Source organism: Pantoea sp. X-Soil-YNGN-775, from assembly GCF_059730575.1.
In genome coordinates this window covers 1,772,484-1,791,093 of record NZ_AP035945.1, presented here as the reverse complement: position 1 = coordinate 1,791,093, position 18,610 = coordinate 1,772,484, and the positions used below count along the sequence as shown (strand labels likewise).

The window sequence follows — 18,610 nt, the reverse complement described above, 5'->3', positions numbered from 1 at the left end:
ATATTCTCGTCAGATAAAAAAACAGACGCCGGATGGCGTCTGTCGAGTGTAGCTTAGCTGAGGTTCTGAGCGGTATGGCGAATAGACCGAATCATCGCTTCCAGACCCTGCGACCGGGTCGGCGTCAGGTGCTGCATCAGCGCCAGTTCACCGAACCAGTGGCGCACATCCAGCGCCACAATTTCAGCCGGCGGCAGATTCTGATAAAGGCTAAACACGATAGCAATCAAGCCTTTAACAATGGCGGCATCGCTGTCGCCTTCAAACGCGATGGTGCCATCTTCCTGCGGCGTCATCCTGATCCACACCTGGCTCTGACAGCCTGAAATGGCATTCTCTGGCTGGTGCAAGCTTTCGGAGGATTCCGGAAGTTTTGCACCCAGCTCAATGATGTAGAGATACTTCTCTTCCCAGTTGGCGCAACGGTTGAAGTTACGAACCAGTTTCTCTTTTTCTGGCAAGTTCGCCATCTGTCACTCCGTTAAAACTGTTCAGCCGCCCAGCAGACGATGAATACGAGTCAGTCCGGCCGCCAGACGATCCACTTCCTCTTCACTGTTGTAGAAGGTGAAAGAGGCGCGACACATGGCTGGCACGTTGTAATGGTGCATCAGCGGCATCGCACAGTGGTGGCCGGTGCGGATCGCAATGCCGTACTGATCGAGGAAGCTGCCAACGTCAAAGGCGTGGTGTTTGCCCAGATTGAAGGCAATCACCCCGGCGCGTGACTGCGGGCCGTAAATCCGGATGTCCGGTACCGAGGCCAGCTTATCGAGCGCATAATTCATCAGTGCCGTTTCGCGCTGATGAATGGTATCCAGTCCCAGCGCCTCAACGTAGGCCAGCGCGGCTCCAAAGCCGATAATCCCGCCGGTGTTCGGCGTACCAGCTTCAAAACGCCAGGGTGCGCTGTTCCAGGTGGTGCCGGTTGGCAGCAGTACGCGGTCGATCATCGATCCGCCCCCTTCCCACGGCGGCATCTCATCCAGCAGCGCTTTACGCCCATAGAGAATGCCGACGCCGTTCGGGCCGTACAGCTTGTGGCTGGAGAAGACGTAGAAATCGCAGCCGATATCCTGCACGTTCACTTTGTCGTGCATCACCGCCTGCGCGCCGTCTATCAGCGTCACCACACCCGCGGCTTTCGCCTGTGCGACGATCGCTTTAACCGGGTTGACCGTGCCGAGAACGTTAGAAACGTGCGTCACCGCCAGCAACCGGGTACGGCTGTCGATCAGCCCCGCCAGTTGCTCCAGTGCCAGTTCGCCGTTGTCGTTCAGCGGCAGAACCCGAATTTCAGCACCGGTACGCTGCGCCACCATCTGCCACGGCACGATGTTAGCGTGATGCTCCATCTCAGTGATGATCAGGTTATCGCCCGGCTGGAGGTTTGCGCCGCCCCAGCTGTTGGCCACCAGATTGATGCCTTCAGTGGTGCCTTTGACGAACACAATCTCTTCCTGGGTGGCCGCATTCAGAAAACGGGCCGCCTGATCGCGCACGTTCTCCATGTCGCTGGTCGCCTGCTGGCTGAGCGTATGGATACCACGGTGCACGGCCGCATAGCCGTGCTGATAAAAATGGCTTTCGGCGTTGATTACCGACAGCGGACGTTGTGCGCTGGCCGCACTGTCAAGATAGGCCAGCGGATGACCGTTGACCTCACGCTTCAGGATCGGAAAATCTTCCCTGATGCGTTCGAGATCGAAGTTCATCATAAGTCGCCTCCAGGAAAGCGCTCAGCGATACGCTGCAGCACTGCCTGACGCAATACCTCATTCTCCAGCGCTTCGGTCAGTTCCGCAGCAAAGGCATGAATGATCATGGTCTGGGCAGCATCCTGCTCAATACCGCGCGAGCGCAGATAGAACATCTGCTCATCATCGATGCGGCCGATGGTGGCGCCGTGGCTGCACTTAACGTCATCCGCATAGATTTCCAGCTGCGGTTTAGTGTCCACTTCGGCCAGACGTCCCAGCAACAGGTTGTTGTTAGTCATCTGTCCATCGGTTTTCAGCGCATGCTTCGCCACTTTGATGTGACCGTTAAACACCGCGCGGCCTTTATCGCGCACGATGGTTTTATGCATCTGGCGGCTGACGCAGTAGCCTTTATTGTGCTCAAGGTAAGTTCGGGTATCCGCCACTTCCTGACGCACCGGCAATACCAGGCTGTTCACCGCCAGCTGGGTATTTTCACCGTTCAGCTGGGTACTGGTGTTGTGGCGACTCAGACCCGCACCGAGCAGGAAGCTGGTGCTGCTGACCTGCGCATCGCTGCCGATCACCAGGTCGTTGTGCGCGAAGTGATAACTCTCGCTGCTTTCAAACGCCAGTTTAGTGTGGGTCAGTTTTGCATTGTCACCGACGGCAAAAGTAAAGCGGCCGCCCGTGAAATGCGCACTGCTATCCAGCGAGACGTAGTGCTCAATCACTTCCGCTTCGGCGCTCTCATCCAGTTGCAGATGATGACGATAATGAACCGTGTTCATCCCGTTCTGCTGGCCGCTGGTGATGTGCAGCAGATAGAGCGGACGGGCCGCTGATTTACCGCGCGCCAGACGCAGGGTGGTCACCTCTTCCGCCAGACTCTCAGTCAGGTGCAGGAAGACTTCCGGCTGAACGGCCGCCGGCAGGGGGCGACGTTCAGCCGCTACGCTGTGCTGAATCTCAAACAGCTCGCTGTCGTGCGAACTGAGCGCAGGCTGGAACTGACCATCAACGTAAACCAGACGCACCGCATCCAGTGGCAGCGCCAGCGCATCGACCTGCTCAGCGCTCAGGGTTTGCGGTGCCTGCGGCAGCACAAACTGTTGCGCCAGCAAGGTATCCAGCGAGGTGTATTTCCAGTTCTCATGCTTGCGGGTAGGCAAGCCAACCCGCATCAGTTGCTGCCAGTGCTGCTGAGCCTGCAGCGAACGCACGTCGCCGCGCGATTCAAACAGGTGATGCCACTGTTGCAGCGCAGAATCACTCTTCGTCGGTAAGCCAGCCATAACCTTGCTCCTCCAGCTGTTTCACCAGCGAGAAGTCGCCAGATTTCACGATTTTGCCCTGATAAAGAACGTGTACGAAGTCTGGCTTGATGTAATCCAGAATACGCTGATAGTGGGTCACGATGATGAAGGCACGCTTCTCATCGCGCAGGCTGTTGACGCCATTGGCCACAATTTTCAGCGCATCGATGTCCAGTCCGGAATCGGTTTCATCGAGGATACAGAGCTCCGGCTCCAGCGCTGCCATCTGCAGAATGTCGTTACGCTTCTTCTCACCACCGGAGAAGCCAACGTTGACTGAACGGGTCAGCAGATCTTCCGGCATCTTCAGCAGGTGAATTTTATCTTCAATAAAGTCCTGGAAGTCGAAGCGGTCCAGCTCTTCCTGCTGACGATATTTGCGCACCGCGTTAACCGAGGTTTGCAGGAAAAACTGGTTGCTCACGCCTGGGATCTCAACCGGATACTGGAAGGCCATAAAGATACCTTCACCGGCACGCTCTTCCGGTGCCAGCTCCAGCAGATCTTTACCTTTGAAGGTCACCGAACCGCCGGTTACTTCATAGTCTTCACGACCGGCCAGCGTGGCAGAAAGCGTACTTTTACCTGAGCCGTTCGGGCCCATGATGGCATGGACTTCACCCGGTTTAATTTCGAGGTTCAGACCACGCAAAATGGCTTTATCTTCAACACTTACCTGTAAATCTTTAATGCTTAACATACTTATTCCTTCACATTGCTTCCGGCAACGCGTGTGACGGCATCAGCCCACACTGTGCTCAAGGCTGATGGCTAACAATTTTTGGGCTTCCACGGCAAACTCCAGCGGCAGCTCCGAAAATACGTCTTTACAGAAGCCGTTCACGATCATCGAGATGGCATCTTCTTCACTGATACCGCGTTGCAGACAGTAGAACATCTGGTCTTCGCCGATACGTGAGGTGGTGGCTTCGTGCTCAAGCTGGGCCGTGTTGTTACGGGTTTCAACATACGGGAAGGTATGTGCGCCGCAGTCCGGGCCAATCAGCATTGAGTCACACTGGGTAAAGTTACGTGCGTTGGTCGCGGTCGGCATGATTTTAACCAGGCCGCGATAGGTGTTCTCGCTTTTACCGGCCGAAATCCCTTTTGAGATGATGGTCGATTTGGTGTTTTTACCAATGTGAATCATCTTGGTGCCGGTGTCCGCCTGCTGGCGGCCGCTGGTCAGCGCCACAGAGTAGAATTCGCCGACCGAGTAGTCACCGCGCAGAATGCAGCTCGGGTATTTCCAGGTAATGGCGGAGCCGGTCTCAGACTGCGTCCAGGACATTTTACTGTGGTCACCTTCACACAGCGCACGCTTGGTAACGAAGTTAAGGATACCGCCCTCGCCTTCACCGCCCGGGAACCAGTTCTGCACCGTCGAATATTTCACTTCGGCATTTTTATGGATGATCACTTCCACCACGGCCGCGTGCAGCTGATAGCTGTCACGCACCGGCGCTGAACAGCCTTCGATGTAGCTGACGTAACTGTCTTCATCAGCAATCAGGATGGTGCGTTCGAACTGACCGGTTTTGGCTGCGTTGATACGGAAGTAGGTCGACAGTTCCATCGGGCAACGTACGCCTTTCGGGATGTAGACAAAGGTTCCGTCTGACGCTACCGCCGAGTTCAGCGCGGCAAAGAAGTTATCGTTGGCCGGGACGACCGTGCCGAGATACTGCTTCACCAGCTCCGGATGTTCCTGAATTGCTTCGCCGAACGAACAGAAGATAATGCCCTGCTCCGCCAGCTTGCCGCGATAGGTGGTAGCAACCGAGACGGAGTCAAAAATAGCGTCCACGGCCACTTCACGACCTTCACGCACCGGGACACCCAGCTGGTTAAAGGCGTTTTCCACTTCCTGCGTCAGGTAATCGCTGGCCGGCGCGCTGCCTGATGCCTGGGTCGCACCCGGCTCAGACGCGCAGCTGTCATCGCAGTTACCGCATGACGGTGCGGAATAGTAGCTGTAATCCTGGTAATCGAGTTTCTCGTAGTGCGCTTTCAGCCAGTGAGGCTCTTCCATTTCAAGCCAGGCACGGAAAGCTTTAAGACGAAACTCCAGCATCCACTCTGGCTCGTTACGCTTGGCCGAGATCGCGCGCACCACATCTTCATTGATGCCGTTCGCAAATTCTTCGGTCTGCAGTTGGGTAAAGAAGCCCTCTTTATAGTTGAGCTTGCCGTCCCAGATTTGTACATCGTCAGATGCTTCGCTGTGTCGTGACATATTTCACTTACTCGACGCCAAAGCTCTCGCCACACCCGCAGGCGTGCTGAGCTTTAGGGTTATTGAATTTAAAAATCTGATTCAGGCCTTCGCGAACGTAATCCACTTCGGTGCCATCCACAAATGGCATCGCCTGAAGCGGCACAAACAGGGTTGCGCCATGGAACGAGAACTGCAGATCGTCATCGACTGGCTCTTTCACCAGATCCATGACATAACCAAACCCGGCGCAGCCGGATTGTTTTACGCCTAGCCGTAGCCCCTTGACATCAGGGTCCTGAGCAGCCAGATTGAGAATTTGTTGCGCTGCGGTTTCAGTCAGCGTCAGCCCTTTCCAGACGAAATCGTCGGGTGAGAAAGAGTCTGCATTAACGGATGCCATGTTGATACCTCTTGAGTCCGGACCTTTTCAGGCTATCCCCCTATGGTAGTGATCTGACCGATCACTTCAACCTCTTGTTTTGCAGGGATAATCATCTTGTGCTGTTTTATTCGGCTATTTATTAAGCATAGACCCTTCAACTCACTTTGCGGTGAGACAGCTCACGTGAAGAGTCGTGATATAACCTGTTAATAACCCACTCTTTTTTCAAAAGTGACTTTTCATAAAAGTGCTTATTGATAGGTTACGCCTTTCTGCGATGTAAACAGATTGTTATTGCCGATTATACTGACAGGTCAGATAAATCGTAAAATTTTTCTGCCGGAGCAATTGCATTCCTCGCCCCGATGAATATGATAATTATTATCATTCACATTCAGGGTGGCATTATGACGCTTTCCGTCTCTGCCTGGCTGCAGCATAAAATCGACGAATACAGATTTTCGGTACGCGATATCACCGTCGACTTCTACCTGGCGCAGGCCAGACTCGACCGGGCCGACTGTACCCTTCAGCAATTACGTCAGTTTAATGATACCTGTCTGGATATGGCAGAAGTCTGCCAGCTGAACGGAGATGACCAGAGCTATTTGCACGCCATGGGCAAACTGCATCACCGCCTGGTGCAGGAGATGGGAAATAGCGATCGCGATCGTCTGTTCCGCATTCAGGCTTACCAACTGGCGCGACTCTCCCTGACCCGTCTGTGCCATCAGCTGGCGATGATCGGTGAATGGGATAAAGCCACCGCGCTGCAAAGCGACTTTGTGCGTCACGCTGGCTGGATATTCTAATCCAGCCGCGCCGTGACGTCGCGCACAATTTTTTTACAACAGCGTTAAGAGGGCCTGGAGCGGATGGCGCATTCCGTTACCTTCCACCCGCTTGACCTGGCTGCGGCAGGAGTAACCGGTAGCAAGACAGCGCTGACGCGGTAAGCGTTGCAGCTGTGGATGCCAGGAGAGCGCGTAGATCCCCAGCGAGTTTTCAAGGTTTTTGGTTTCGTGGCCGTAGGTGCCCGCCATGCCACAGCAGCCCACGTTGATGTTCTCCAGTTTTGCGCCAAAGCGGGAAAAAATCTCCTGCCACTGTGTCGGCGCGGACGGCAACGCGGTTACTTCAGTACAGTGCGCGAACAGGTACCATGACTCGCCCGTGGTGCTCTGCACTTCCCGCTCCGTCAGCGCACTCTGCAACCACTCATGCACCAGCAGCACGCTGAAATCACCGCGCGCCTCGCCCAGCGTCTGACGATACTCATCGCGATAGCAGAGTACGGTCGCAGGATCGACCCCCACCATCGGCATTCCAAGCCGCGCCACCCGGTTCAGGAAATCGGCGGTCCGGCTGGCGGTCCGGGCAAAGCGTTGCAGGAAGCCTTTCACATGCTGCGCTTTACCATTCGGCGAGAACGGCAGCAGAACCGGCCGGTAGCCGAGCTTCTCAATCAGCCGGATAAAATCATTCACCAGCTGCGCTTCGTAGAAGCTGGTAAACGGATCCTGCACCACCAGCACGCACTTCGCCTGATCGGCAGCCGGCAGTCGCTCCAGCTGCTCCAGCGTGATATTCATCGCGGGATGGCCGCTCAACTGCTGCTTCAGCGTCGGTGAAGAGAGCAGCGGCAGATCGACCATGCCGATCTGAGTTTTGCTCAGCTCTTTCAGCCACGGCTGGCGCAGAAAGAAGTTAAAGGTTTTGGGTGCCTTCGCCATTAATGGCGCGTAGCTTTCAACCGCCGCCACCAGATGATCGCTGACCGGGCGCAAATAGCGGGTGTGATAAAGCTGTAAGAAGCGCGAGCGGAAGCTGGGTACGTCAATTTTGATCGGGCACTGCGTTGAGCAGGCTTTGCAGGCCAGACAGCCCGACATCGCCTCTTTTACCTCGTGCGAGAAATCGTACTCCCCTTTACTGGCGTGCCAGCTATTGCGGGTACGGGCGATCAGCCCGCGCAGTGAAAGCCGGCTCTGCGGTAACTGCTTCTCCAGCATCAGTGGATCCACACCCTGATTAGCCAGCAGCCGCAGCCATTCCCGCGTCAGGGTCGCCCGACCTTTGGGAGAATGGATACGGTTACGGGTGATTTTCATCGACGGACACATCGGGCTGCGGGCGTCAAAGTTAAAGCACAGGCCGTTACCGTTACACTCCATCGCGCCGCGCCACTCGTCGCGTACCGAGAGCGGAATCTGGCGATCAAAAGTGCCACGCTTCTCCGCATCGACCTGCATCATCTCGTCATGGCTGTCAAATGGGGTGCAGATTTTGCCGGGATTGAGGCGGTTATGCGGATCGAATGCCGATTTAATCCGGCGCAGCTCATTGAACAGGGTTTCACCAAAGAACGCCGGGCTGTACTGCGCGCGGAAGCCTTTGCCGTGCTCGCCCCACAGCAATCCGCCGTAGCGCGCCGTCAGGGCCACAACTTCGTCGGAGATCTGCTTCATCATCATCTCCTGCTGCGGATCGCACATGTCCAGTGCCGGACGAACATGCAGCACGCCGGCATCGACGTGGCCAAACATGCCGTAACTTAGCCCGTGGCTGTCAAGCAGGGCGCGGAATTCGACAATGTAATCCGCCAGGCTTTCCGGCGGGACGGCGGTATCTTCGACGAACGGGATCGGCTTGGCGCGGCCTTTAGCATTGCCCAGCAGCCCCACCGCCTTTTTACGCATGTTGTAGATACGCTCAATGCCCTGCAGATCGTCGCAGAGTTGATAACCGATGACGCCGCCCTGCTGTTGCGCCATCAGCGCATCCAGCCGCGCACAGAGCTGACTGATTTGACTGTCGATTAGCCCAGCGTTATCACCGGCAAACTCGACGATGTTCAGCCCCAGCATCTCTTTGTCCGGCACGTCGGTAATCAGTTCCCGCACTGAATGCCAGACGATATCTTCGCGCGCCAGGTTAAGCACTTTTGAGTCGACGGTTTCGACCGACAGCGCCTGCGCTTCCACCATAAAAGGCGCATTACGCAGGGCGGAATCGAACGAATCATATTTGATGTTGACCAGCCGCCGCACTTTCGGCAACGGCGTGATATCCAGCCGCGCTTCGGTGATAAAGGCCAGCGTCCCTTCGGCTCCGCACAGCAGGCGCGTCAGGTCGAAGGTTTGCATATCGTCGCTGAACACGTGACGCAGGTCGTAACCGGTCAGGAAGCGGTTCAGCCGCGGGAATTTTTCGAGGATCAGCTCACGCTGCTCACGACAGCGGCTCAGCACCTGCTGATAGATGCGCCCTTCCGGGGTGGCCGTGCGGGCCACTGTTTCAGCCAGCGCCGTTGCCATCGGCCGGGTATCAAGGATATCGCCACCCAGCAGCACCGCGCGCAGACCAATGACGTGATCGGAGGTTTTGCCATACACCAGCGATCCCTGGCCGGAGGCGTCGGTATTGATCATCCCGCCCAGCGTCGCGCGATTACTGGTCGACAGCTCTGGCGAGAAGAAAAAGCCATAGGGCTTAAGCCAGGCGTTCAACTGATCCTTGATCACCCCCGCTTCTACCCGCACCCAGCCCTCATCCGTATTGATCTCGAGGATGCGGTTCATGTAGCGCGACATATCAACAATAATGCCCTGGTTCAGCGACTGACCGTTGGTACCGGTGCCGCCGCCGCGTGGCGTAAACACCAGACTTTCAAAGCGTGGCTCGCCTGCCACCCGGGCGATCAGCGCGACGTCAGCGGTTGAGCGCGGAAACAGCGCCGCGTCGGGCAGCAGCTGATAGATGCTGTTATCGGTAGAGAGTGAAAGGCGGTCAGCATAGCTGGTGGCGGTGTCGCCGGTAAAACCCTGCTCTTTCAGCGACTCAAGGAATGTCAGCACCAGTTGAACGAGGCCCGGCGCCTGCGAAATCTGTGGGATCATTATTGTCTAACCGAAGATGTTGTAAACGTTTGCGTTTGCGCGTTTGCGGTCCCTCGTTTTATCACATTTTTTTGCCGCCCGCCGTTTTTTCAGGAAAGGGAAAAAGCTTTCTCTGCTGCTCTGTTTAATCCGCACTAAATAGATCATGATAAAAACGGGCACTGAGAGCCCGGCAATGAAGGAATTAGACGAGGTTATGAGTCGATGATGAAAAGCCTGTATCGGGACATGGATTTACCACAGATACTTTTTACCCTGATGTTCATTTTGTTACTGATCATCGCCTGTTTGTGGGTGGTACAGCCCTTTATTCTGGGTTTTGCCTGGGCCAGCATGGTGGTGATCGCCACCTGGCCGCTGATGCTTCGGTTGCAGCGGCTGTTGTGGGGACGCCGATCACTGGCAGTGATTGCCATGACCCTGCTGTTACTGCTGCTGTTTATTATTCCTATCGCACTGCTGGTCAGCAGCCTGATCGATAACAGCGCACCGGTGGTCGCCTGGGTGACGCAAGGCCATCTGATGCCACAACTGCTGTGGCTTAACGATGTGCCGATGGTCGGCGAAAAGGTTTATGCCAGTTATCACAAGCTGGTGGAAGGCGGTGGCTCCGGCATCATGGCGAAAGTGCAGCCCTATATTGGCCGCACCACCGGCTTCTTTGTGGCGCAGGCCGGCCATTTTGGCCGTTTTATGATTCATCTGGCGGTCATGCTGCTGTTCAGCGTGCTGCTCTACTGGCGTGGCGAACAGGCGGCGCAGGGTATTCGTCATTTTGCTTTCCGCATGGCGGGGCGACGGGGCGATGCGGCGGTGCTGCTGGCGGCGCAGTCAATCCGCGCCGTGGCGCTGGGCGTGGTGGTGACGGCGCTGGTGCAGGGCGTGCTGGGCGGCATTGGCCTTGCGGTCTCCGGCATTCCTTATGCCACGCTGCTCACGGTGCTGATGATCCTCTGCTGTCTGGTGCAGATTGGTCCGCTGCTGGTGCTGGTGCCGGCCATTATCTATCTCTACTGGAGCGGTGATACCACCTGGGGCACCGTACTGCTGGTCTGGAGCTGCGTGGTTGGTACGCTGGATAACGTGCTACGCCCGGTGCTGATTCGGATGGGCGCTGACCTGCCGATGATATTGATCCTTTCCGGGGTCATCGGCGGCCTGTTCGCCTTTGGCATGATTGGCTTATTTATCGGTCCGGTGGTGCTGGCGGTCTCTTATCGGCTGGTGTCAGTCTGGGTGCATGAAGCGCCCGCGCCGGACGATGACCCGCTGACCGTGGCGGATGCCCTCGTCGATCACGACGAAACCCCGCATTAAATCTGCTTCAGCAATGGTTAGGGCGGTTAATGATGATTGACCGCCCCGATTATTCTGCGTCACGTAAAGTTTATTTTTCATTAGCGGTTTTTAAGAAAAAAGCCATCTTTAGCCCCGAATCACCCATTCAGCGCTAAAACAGATTATTTTCTGCACTGTTTCTTAAGGGAAATGCAGTATAAAAGGTGACAAAAGATTATCGGCTTTAAACTAATAAGAGGATTCTTAAAGACGTCGGCCGGTCTGGTGAATAACATGTTTCCTATGTTCGAAATCAACTCACTGATTTCTAAACAACCTTTTTCCCCTGAGTAAAGTAAAGAATTGCTGTGTGTAGTCTTTGCCCATCCCCTGTGATGGGCTTTTTTTTTGCCTGTCACTGACCAGCCATAAATAGAAAAGGCCAGCAGAGCTGGCCTTTAGCGGTAAATCGGGGCTTATCGTCAGGCAGATTTGTTTAACTGCGCCAGGCTTACCCAGGTCTCGACAACGGTGTCCGGGTTGAGCGATAAACTGTCAATCCCCTCCTCCATCAGCCAGGCGGCAAAATCCTGATGATCTGACGGTCCCTGACCGCAAATACCGACATACTTGCCCTGCTTTTTCGCTGCCTTGATCGCCATTGACAGCAGCGCTTTGACGGCTTCGTTGCGCTCGTCAAACAGCGCTGAAACCACCCCGGAATCGCGGTCCAGTCCCAGCGTCAGCTGGGTCATGTCATTTGACCCGATCGAGAAGCCATCGAAGTGCTGCAGGAACTGCTCAGCCAGTAAGGCGTTGGACGGAATTTCGCACATCATGATCACCTTCAATCCGTTCTCACCGCGCTTCAGTCCCTGACGGGCCAGCTCTTCGACCACCGCCTGCGCCTGATCGACAGTGCGCACGAACGGGATCATGATCTCCACGTTAGTCAGCCCCATCTCGTTGCGTACCCGCTTCACTGCTTCGCACTCCAGCGCAAAGCAGTCACGGAAACTGTCGGCCACATAGCGACCGGCACCGCGGAAGCCAAGCATCGGATTTTCTTCCTCCGGCTCGTAACGTTCACCGCCGACCAGATTGGCATATTCATTGGTTTTGAAGTCCGAAAGTCGCACAATTACCCGTTTCGGTGCAAAAGCGGCTCCAAGCGTGGCAATTCCTTCAGTCAGGCGACCGATGTAAAACTCAACCGGATCGTCAAATCCCTTCATCATTTTGCGAATCTGCTGCTGCAGTTCCGGCGTCTGCTGATCAAATTCCAGCAGCGCTTTCGGGTGGACGCCGATCATGCGATTGATGATGAATTCCAGACGCGCCAGGCCAACGCCTTCATTCGGCAAACAGGCAAAGTCAAAAGCGCGGTCAGGGTTGCCAACGTTCATCATGATTTTCAGCGGCAGCGTCGGCAGTGAATCAACCTGCGAACTGGTGACGTCAAAATCGATCAGCTGATCGTAGACATAACCGGTATCGCCTTCAGCACAGGAGACCGTGACCTGGTGGCCCTCTTTCAGACGATCGGTGGCATCGCCACAGCCGACCACTGCCGGGATCCCCAGCTCACGCGCGATGATCGCCGCATGACAGGTACGGCCGCCACGGTTGGTGACAATCGCCGAAGCCTTTTTCATGATCGGTTCCCAGTCCGGGTCGGTCATGTCAGTCACCAGCACATCGCCTTTCTGGATACGGTTCATTTCGCTGATGTCGTGAATCACCTTCACTTCACCCGCGCCGATACGATGACCAATTGCGCGGCCTTCGACGACCACGCTGCCCTGGCCCTGCAGCGTGTAACGCTCCATTACCTGACCGTTTGAACGGACGGTCTCAGGACGCGCCTGCACGATAAACAGCTTGCCGGTGTGGCCATCTTTGGCCCATTCGATATCCATCGGACGCTTGTAGTGCTGTTCAATCAGTACCGCCTGCTGCGCCAGCGCCTGCACTTCGTCATCAGAGAGACAGAAGCGATCGCGTTCCGCCTCGGGCACATCTTCGATCCGAACCTGCTCGCCATGTTCCAGTGAATCGGCATAGACCATGCGAACTTTTTTCGAACCCATATTGCGGCGCACAATCGACGGACGGCCAGCCGCCAGCGTCGGTTTGTGTACATAGAACTCATCGGGGTTAACCGCGCCCTGCACCACCATCTCACCCAGGCCTAGCGCCGCAGTAATGAATACTACCTGGTCAAAGCCGGATTCAGTATCGATAGTGAACATCACGCCGGAAGCCGCCAGATCGGAACGGACCATGCGCTGAACGCCCGCTGACAGCGCTACGCCGCGGTGGTCATAGCCCTGATGCACGCGGTAGGAGATGGCGCGGTCGTTAAACAGCGAGGCATAGACATGCTTCACCGCCACCATCACCGCTTCAATGCCCTGCACGTTGAGGAAGGTTTCCTGTTGACCGGCAAAAGAAGCATCGGGCATATCTTCAGCGGTCGCCGATGAGCGAACCGCAAAGGAGGCGTCGGCATCATCAGCCGACAGCTGCTGGTAGGCTTCCAGGATCGCCGTTTCGAGTTCCGGCAGGAACGGCGTTTCGACAATCCACTGACGAATTTGCTTACCGGCTTTCGCCAGCGCATCAACATCATCAATATCGGTGCTATCCAGTAATGCATAAATGCGCTGGTTCAGTCCGCTTTGATCGAGGAACAGGTTAAAGGCGTACGAGGTGGTCGCAAAACCGTTGGGAACCGAGACCCCGAGCGACGACAGATTAGTAATCATTTCACCCAGAGAGGCATTTTTGCCCCCCACCCGATCGACATCATGCATGCCAAGCTGGTTATACCAGAGCACTAGCGGCTGTTCGCCTTTATTGGACATTGAGCTTATCCTTTATCAATGAATGGGCACATGGAATATTCTGCAATCAACCCATTCAGCCTGGCATAAGCCCCTGGCAATGACGATCTGTTGAATCGTTAAAGCAGATTATCAGTGACAGATTCGGAATTGTGCACGCCAGAATAATCCGTTGCGCAAGGGGTTTATTTTTCGCTAACTGACTGATGCAACAGTAAATGTCACCTTTTCAGTCACTTAATAATTGTTTTTTGTTGCGCAACAAGCAGGATGGTTATTTTTGACGCCAGATAGCGTGGCAGCAAAATTATGCGGAATGAAACACGCTTTCATTTTTACTGCTGTGCTAAAACAGGGCGTTAATAATGCAACTAAAAGATTCATAATCGAAAAATATGGATTATTTATTTTATCTCGCGGGCTATTCAGACCGCTCATTCTTTGCAGAGGCCGACCCGTCATGACGACTGACAGAAGCGTTTTCTATATCTCCGATGGTACTGCTATCACCGCCGAAGTGCTGGGCCATGCGGTGCTGTCACAGTTTCCGGTCAATATCACCAGCCTGACGCTGCCGTTTGTTGAAAATGTTCAGCGGGCGCAGGCGGTCAAAGCGCAGATCAACGCCCTTTACCAGCAGAGCGGCGTGCGGCCGCTGGTATTCTTCTCTATTGTCACGCCGGAAGTGCGCGACATCATTGTTCAGAGCGAAGGCTTTTGTCAGGACATCGTTCAGGCATTGGTGGCCCCGCTGCAGCAGGAGCTGGGATTGTCGCCGGCACCGGTGGCCCACCGCACCCACGGGCTGGATGCCAGCAATCTCGGTAAATATGATGCGCGTATCGCCGCGATCGATTACACCCTGGCGCATGATGACGGCATTTCGCTGCGCGGTCTGGAGGATGCTCAGGTGATTCTGCTGGGCGTGTCGCGCTGCGGCAAAACCCCCACCAGCCTCTATCTGGCGATGCAGTTTGGTATCCGTGCCGCCAACTACCCTTTTATCGCGGATGATATGGATAACCTCAAACTGCCGCCGGCGCTGCGCGCGCATCAGCATAAATTGTTCGGGCTGACTATCGATCCGGAACGGCTGGCCGCCATTCGTCAGGAGCGGGCGGAAAATACCCGTTACGCCTCAATGCGCCAGTGCCGGCTGGAAGTGGGAGAAGTGGAAGCGCTGTTCCGGACCCATCAGATCCGCTATCTCAACAGCACCAACTACTCGGTCGAGGAGATCGCCACCAAAATTCTCGACATCATGGGTCTGACCCGCCGCATGTACTAAGCGTCTCTGCGCGGCCGCGATGTAAAGCGTCGCTGCCGTTGGTTTTGTTTTCATTATTAATTCCCGGGTTGAATTCGCAGGCTAATGGTTTATTGTGACCACCATCACTTCCCGGTATTTCACCGTTGCGAAGAATCGTTTCCGAGAAAATCATGAACAAAACCGACGAACTGCGTACCGCGCGCATTGGCAGCCTGATTACGCCTGCCAGCCTTGCGGCCGGACATCCTGTCTCTGACGCCATTGCTGATAACGTCACGGCGGCCCGCCAGCGTATTGCCCGTATCCTGACCGGTGAAGATCCACGTCTGCTGGTGATTATCGGCCCCTGCTCACTGCACGACCCGAAAGCGGCGCTGGAGTATGCCGAGCGCCTGAATGCCCTGCGCGTCCGTTATCAGGATCGACTGGAGATCGTGATGCGCGCCTATTTCGAGAAGCCGCGTACCGTTGTCGGCTGGAAAGGCCTGATCTCCGATCCCGATCTGGATGGCAGCTATGATGTGAACCGCGGGATTGGCATTGCTCGCCAGTTGCTGATTGATATTAACGCCCTTGGCTTACCGACCGCGACCGAGTTTCTCGATATGGTGATCGGGCAGTTTATTGCCGACCTGATCAGCTGGGGCGCAATTGGTGCCCGTACCACCGAAAGCCAGATCCACCGTGAAATGGCCTCTGCACTCTCCTGTCCGGTCGGCTTTAAAAATGGCACCGACGGCAATGTCCGCATTGCGGTAGATGCAATTCGTGCCGCCCGCGCCAGCCATATGTTCCTGTCACCGGATAAGCTCGGTCAGATGACCATCTATCAGACCAGCGGCAACCCGCATGGCCATGTGATCCTGCGCGGTGGCAAGCAGCCTAACTATCACGCCAGCGATGTGGCAGACGCGGCGGCCAGCCTGACAGAGTTTAACTTACAGCAACAGCTGGTGATCGACTTCAGTCACGGCAACTGCCTGAAGCAGCATCGCCGTCAGCTTGATGTGGCGGCCGATGTGGCGCAGCAGATCGTCGCCGGATCGCGCGCGGTCGCCGGCGTGATGATTGAGAGCTTTCTTGAAGAGGGCAATCAGAAGGTGGTCGGCGGTGAACCGCTGGTTTATGGCCGGTCGATTACCGATCCCTGCCTCGGCTGGCAGGACAGTGAAGCGGTGCTTGCCCTGCTCGCCGAAGCGGTCTCCTGCCGTTTCTGAGTTAGCTGGAACAGCTCACCTCTAAGGTTTTACCCCAGTCTGGCGGCCGTTGACGATATTCAGCGGCCGTCTGATCGCTGAAAGGTTGCTGCAGCGCCTGGTGCAATCGCTCCAGCGCGCCCTGCTCTCCCCGCTCTGCCTCGTCAATCGCCTGCTGCGCCAGATAGTTACGCAACACCACTGCCGGATTCGCTGATTTCATCACTGCCTGTCGGCTGGCATCACTGACCTCTTCCTGCAATAACCGCGCACGATAGCGCTGATACCATCCATCAAAGGCTTCACGATCAATAAACTCATCGCGCAGCGGTGAACGGATTTCAGCCTGCTGCGTCTCACTTAACACGCGGAAGGTCAGCGTGTAGTCGCTGTGCTCTTTGGTCATCAGCGCCAGCAGTTCGGTCAGAATGTCGTTGTCGCCGCTCTCCGCCGTCAGCAAGCCGAGCTTAGCCCGCATCCGTTCGCCCCAGACCCGCATCAGTTCCGGCTCGTAAACGCTCAGCGCCTGCTTCAGCTGCTCTGTAGTCATCAGCCCGGACAGCGCATGTGCCAACCGGTTGAGGTTCCACAAGCCGATCATCGGCTGATTTTCGAAGCTGTAGCGCCCCTGATAATCGCTGTGATTACAGATGTAATCGGGCTGGTAGTCATCAAGGAAGCCGAACGGGCCATAATCGATGGTCAGGCCCAGAATCGACATGTTGTCGGTATTCATCACGCCATGGGCGAAACCGACGCTCTGCCACAGCGCGATCAGCCGTGCCGTACGCAGGACCACATCGGTAAACCACAGCTGATAGCGTTCAGCTTCGTCTGCCAGCTGAGGCCAGTGGTGGCGGATCGCATAATCAGCCAGTTGCTGCACCTTATCCTGCTGCTGGCTGTAGAAGAAATGTTCGAAGTGGCCAAAGCGCAGATGGCTCGGCGAAATTCGCATCAGCATGGCGCCGCGTTCCGGCGTTTCACGATAGACCGGCTCATCGCCAATCGATAACGTCAGTGCCCGGGTGGTCGGAATGCCCAGATGATGCAGCGCCTCTGAGGCCAGAAACTCACGCACGCTGGAACGGATCACTGCCCGACCGTCCCCCATCCGTGAATAGGGCGTCAGACCCGCGCCTTTCAAATGCCAGTCAAGCTTGCTGCCATCCTCCAGCCGCTGTTCGCCCAGCAGAATACCGCGCCCGTCGCCCAGTTGCCCGGCCCAGACGCCAAACTGGTGGCCGCTGTAGACCTGCGCCAGCGGTTGCATGCCGGGCAATAAGGCCGCGCCGTGCCAGACATCATGACCGTCGCCGCTAAACAGGGCCTCATCCAGCCCCATTGAGGCGGCCAGCGGTGCGTTATGGTAGAGCAGGCGTCCGCCTGCCAGCGGCGTGGGGGTAAGCGCGGTGTAACACCCTGTCAGTTCGCGAAACCAGGTGTTGTCGAAGGTAACCTTGCCAGTGGACATTGTTTCTCCCATGTGACGCTCAGCGATACGTCGTTCAGCTAAAACCTTCAGTGTAACGCTGATATCAGGGATTAAACAGGCCGCATCAGCCCGGATGCAAAGAGGATGGCATGCGGTTGTCGGCGCAGATCAACGAGCAGAGCGCATCTGATTTCACCACCGGGAACAGCGCGCCCTGCAAATGCGCGCCGCTTAGCTGAAGCGCTTTGTCCAGCAGTCGCTCATCGTCGATGCCACAAATAATGATTTGATCGCAATGGGAACGGAAGTTATCGATAATGCTTTGTACAAACGGCACGAAAGAGGCGCGTTTGGCCAGCGAATGAATAAAACCTTTATCGAGACTGATACAGCTAAATAAATTATCGTAGACCGCATTGGCGGGCGATTTGCCGGCACCAAAATGCGAAAGCGATAAATTAAAGTCAGCCTGCAGACTCTGTAGCAACGGATTATTTATGCCCTGCCTGAGGTGCGGAAACGTTTCAGTAATATCCAGCAGCACGTAGGGCAGCTGTTTTATTTTCCGCATCAGCAATTCACTTTCCAGCAGCGTGCGCGCCATTCCTTCATCAATACGAATTAAGGCAGAAACCGTATTAGTTTCAAACAGCGCGCGATATTGCTCCAGTAATCCAATCTGACTCTGCAACAGGCGCAGCTGCTGCGACTCGTCGAGCTGCGGCAACAGCAGGTCCTGCGGCAGGGTGATAGGTGCACTTTCATGCACAAACTGGGTTACCAGCTCGACAGCGGTCAGCCGCCCGTCAACATCGCAGGCAGGATAAAACCAAATTTCCGACTGATAGTCGGCCGATAAGTGAATTTTCATTTCTACTGCCAGAATATGCGGCGATGGTTATATCCTATATGAATGGATACACGCAGGCAATAGGACCAAATCATTGAAGAGATGGACTTAATTAGCTTTCCATCGCCGTTTGACGCCTGACAATCTCGCTTAAGCCAAATAGCGACAATAAAAACCCGGTTATTAGTGGAATTAAACCGCGGGTTATTATGATTAATAA

The 18,610-nt window shown here is 55.6% G+C and carries 14 protein-coding genes and 1 other RNA gene; 5 read left to right on the top strand and 10 right to left on the bottom strand.

Annotated features, from left to right (window positions below):
• Window positions 1-53 precede the first annotated feature (53 nt).
• The 6 genes from sufE to sufA are packed head-to-tail and all read right to left on the bottom strand — an operon-like array spanning window position 54 to window position 5,634.
• Window positions 54-470, bottom strand: coding sequence for a cysteine desulfuration protein SufE (gene sufE / locus AC6I8I_RS08395; protein ID WP_031375709.1), 417 nt, complete (start codon window positions 468-470; stop codon window positions 54-56).
• A gap of 21 nt (window positions 471-491) precedes the next feature.
• The gene (sufS, locus tag AC6I8I_RS08390; RefSeq protein WP_031375708.1) at window positions 492-1,715 is read right to left on the bottom strand and encodes a cysteine desulfurase SufS; all 1,224 of its coding nucleotides are present in this window, start codon (window positions 1,713-1,715) and stop codon (window positions 492-494) included.
• A complete protein-coding gene (gene sufD / locus AC6I8I_RS08385; protein WP_497828547.1) occupies window positions 1,715-2,995 on the bottom strand; it encodes a Fe-S cluster assembly protein SufD in 1,281 nt (426 codons plus the stop codon). The genes sufS and sufD overlap by 1 nt, the downstream gene beginning before the upstream one ends.
• The gene (gene sufC, locus AC6I8I_RS08380) at window positions 2,970-3,716 is read right to left on the bottom strand and encodes a Fe-S cluster assembly ATPase SufC (RefSeq protein WP_031375706.1); all 747 of its coding nucleotides are present in this window, start codon (window positions 3,714-3,716) and stop codon (window positions 2,970-2,972) included. The genes sufD and sufC overlap by 26 nt, the downstream gene beginning before the upstream one ends.
• 42 nt (window positions 3,717-3,758) lie before the next feature.
• On the bottom strand, window positions 3,759-5,252 hold the full coding sequence (gene sufB / locus AC6I8I_RS08375) for a Fe-S cluster assembly protein SufB (RefSeq protein WP_312056827.1): 1,494 nt from the start codon (window positions 5,250-5,252) through the stop codon (window positions 3,759-3,761).
• 7 nt (window positions 5,253-5,259) lie between these two features.
• Window positions 5,260-5,634 carry a Fe-S cluster assembly scaffold SufA gene (gene sufA / locus AC6I8I_RS08370; protein ID WP_031375704.1) on the bottom strand — a complete coding sequence of 125 codons (375 nt, stop codon included), beginning with the start codon at window positions 5,632-5,634 and terminating at the stop codon, window positions 5,260-5,262.
• Window positions 5,635-6,023: 389 nt separating this feature from the next.
• On the opposite strand from sufA, the gene AC6I8I_RS08365 reads away from it, so the two are divergent.
• Window positions 6,024-6,428 carry a hypothetical protein gene (locus AC6I8I_RS08365; protein ID WP_312056825.1) on the top strand — a complete coding sequence of 135 codons (405 nt, stop codon included), beginning with the start codon at window positions 6,024-6,026 and terminating at the stop codon, window positions 6,426-6,428.
• A gap of 33 nt (window positions 6,429-6,461) precedes the next feature.
• Here the strand turns inward: AC6I8I_RS08365 and ydiJ are convergent, their stop codons facing one another.
• The gene (gene ydiJ, locus AC6I8I_RS08360) at window positions 6,462-9,515 is read right to left on the bottom strand and encodes a D-2-hydroxyglutarate dehydrogenase YdiJ (protein WP_497828546.1); all 3,054 of its coding nucleotides are present in this window, start codon (window positions 9,513-9,515) and stop codon (window positions 6,462-6,464) included.
• Window positions 9,516-9,722: 207 nt separating this feature from the next.
• Here ydiJ and ydiK point away from each other — a divergent pair, with 207 nt between their 5' ends.
• Window positions 9,723-10,832, top strand: a complete 1,110-nt coding sequence (gene ydiK / locus AC6I8I_RS08355; RefSeq protein ID WP_312056837.1) for an AI-2E family transporter YdiK — start codon at window positions 9,723-9,725, stop codon at window positions 10,830-10,832.
• A 264-nt stretch (window positions 10,833-11,096) separates the two neighbouring features.
• Window positions 11,097-11,204: antisense sRNA RprA (gene rprA, locus AC6I8I_RS08350), an RNA gene on the top strand.
• Between the two features lie 71 nt (window positions 11,205-11,275).
• On the opposite strand, the gene ppsA is transcribed toward rprA, so the two are convergent.
• Window positions 11,276-13,660, bottom strand: a complete 2,385-nt coding sequence (ppsA, locus tag AC6I8I_RS08345; protein WP_497828545.1) for a phosphoenolpyruvate synthase — start codon at window positions 13,658-13,660, stop codon at window positions 11,276-11,278.
• Window positions 13,661-14,099: 439 nt separating this feature from the next.
• Here ppsA and ppsR point away from each other — a divergent pair, with 439 nt between their 5' ends.
• Together ppsR and AC6I8I_RS08335 are read left to right on the top strand one after the other, a co-directional pair.
• Window positions 14,100-14,927, top strand: a complete 828-nt coding sequence (ppsR, locus tag AC6I8I_RS08340; protein WP_031375700.1) for a posphoenolpyruvate synthetase regulatory kinase/phosphorylase PpsR — start codon at window positions 14,100-14,102, stop codon at window positions 14,925-14,927.
• Window positions 14,928-15,079: 152 nt separating this feature from the next.
• Window positions 15,080-16,126, top strand: a complete 1,047-nt coding sequence (locus tag AC6I8I_RS08335; RefSeq protein WP_497828544.1) for a 3-deoxy-7-phosphoheptulonate synthase — start codon at window positions 15,080-15,082, stop codon at window positions 16,124-16,126.
• A gap of 1 nt (window position 16,127) precedes the next feature.
• Here AC6I8I_RS08335 and AC6I8I_RS08330 read toward each other — a convergent pair whose 3' ends face one another.
• Together AC6I8I_RS08330 and AC6I8I_RS08325 are read right to left on the bottom strand one after the other, a co-directional pair.
• Window positions 16,128-17,579, bottom strand: a complete 1,452-nt coding sequence (locus AC6I8I_RS08330; RefSeq protein WP_497828543.1) for a protein adenylyltransferase SelO — start codon at window positions 17,577-17,579, stop codon at window positions 16,128-16,130.
• Window positions 17,580-17,664: 85 nt separating this feature from the next.
• A complete protein-coding gene (locus AC6I8I_RS08325) occupies window positions 17,665-18,411 on the bottom strand; it encodes an EAL domain-containing protein (protein WP_312756747.1) in 747 nt (248 codons plus the stop codon).
• Between the last annotated feature and the right edge of the window lie 199 nt (window positions 18,412-18,610).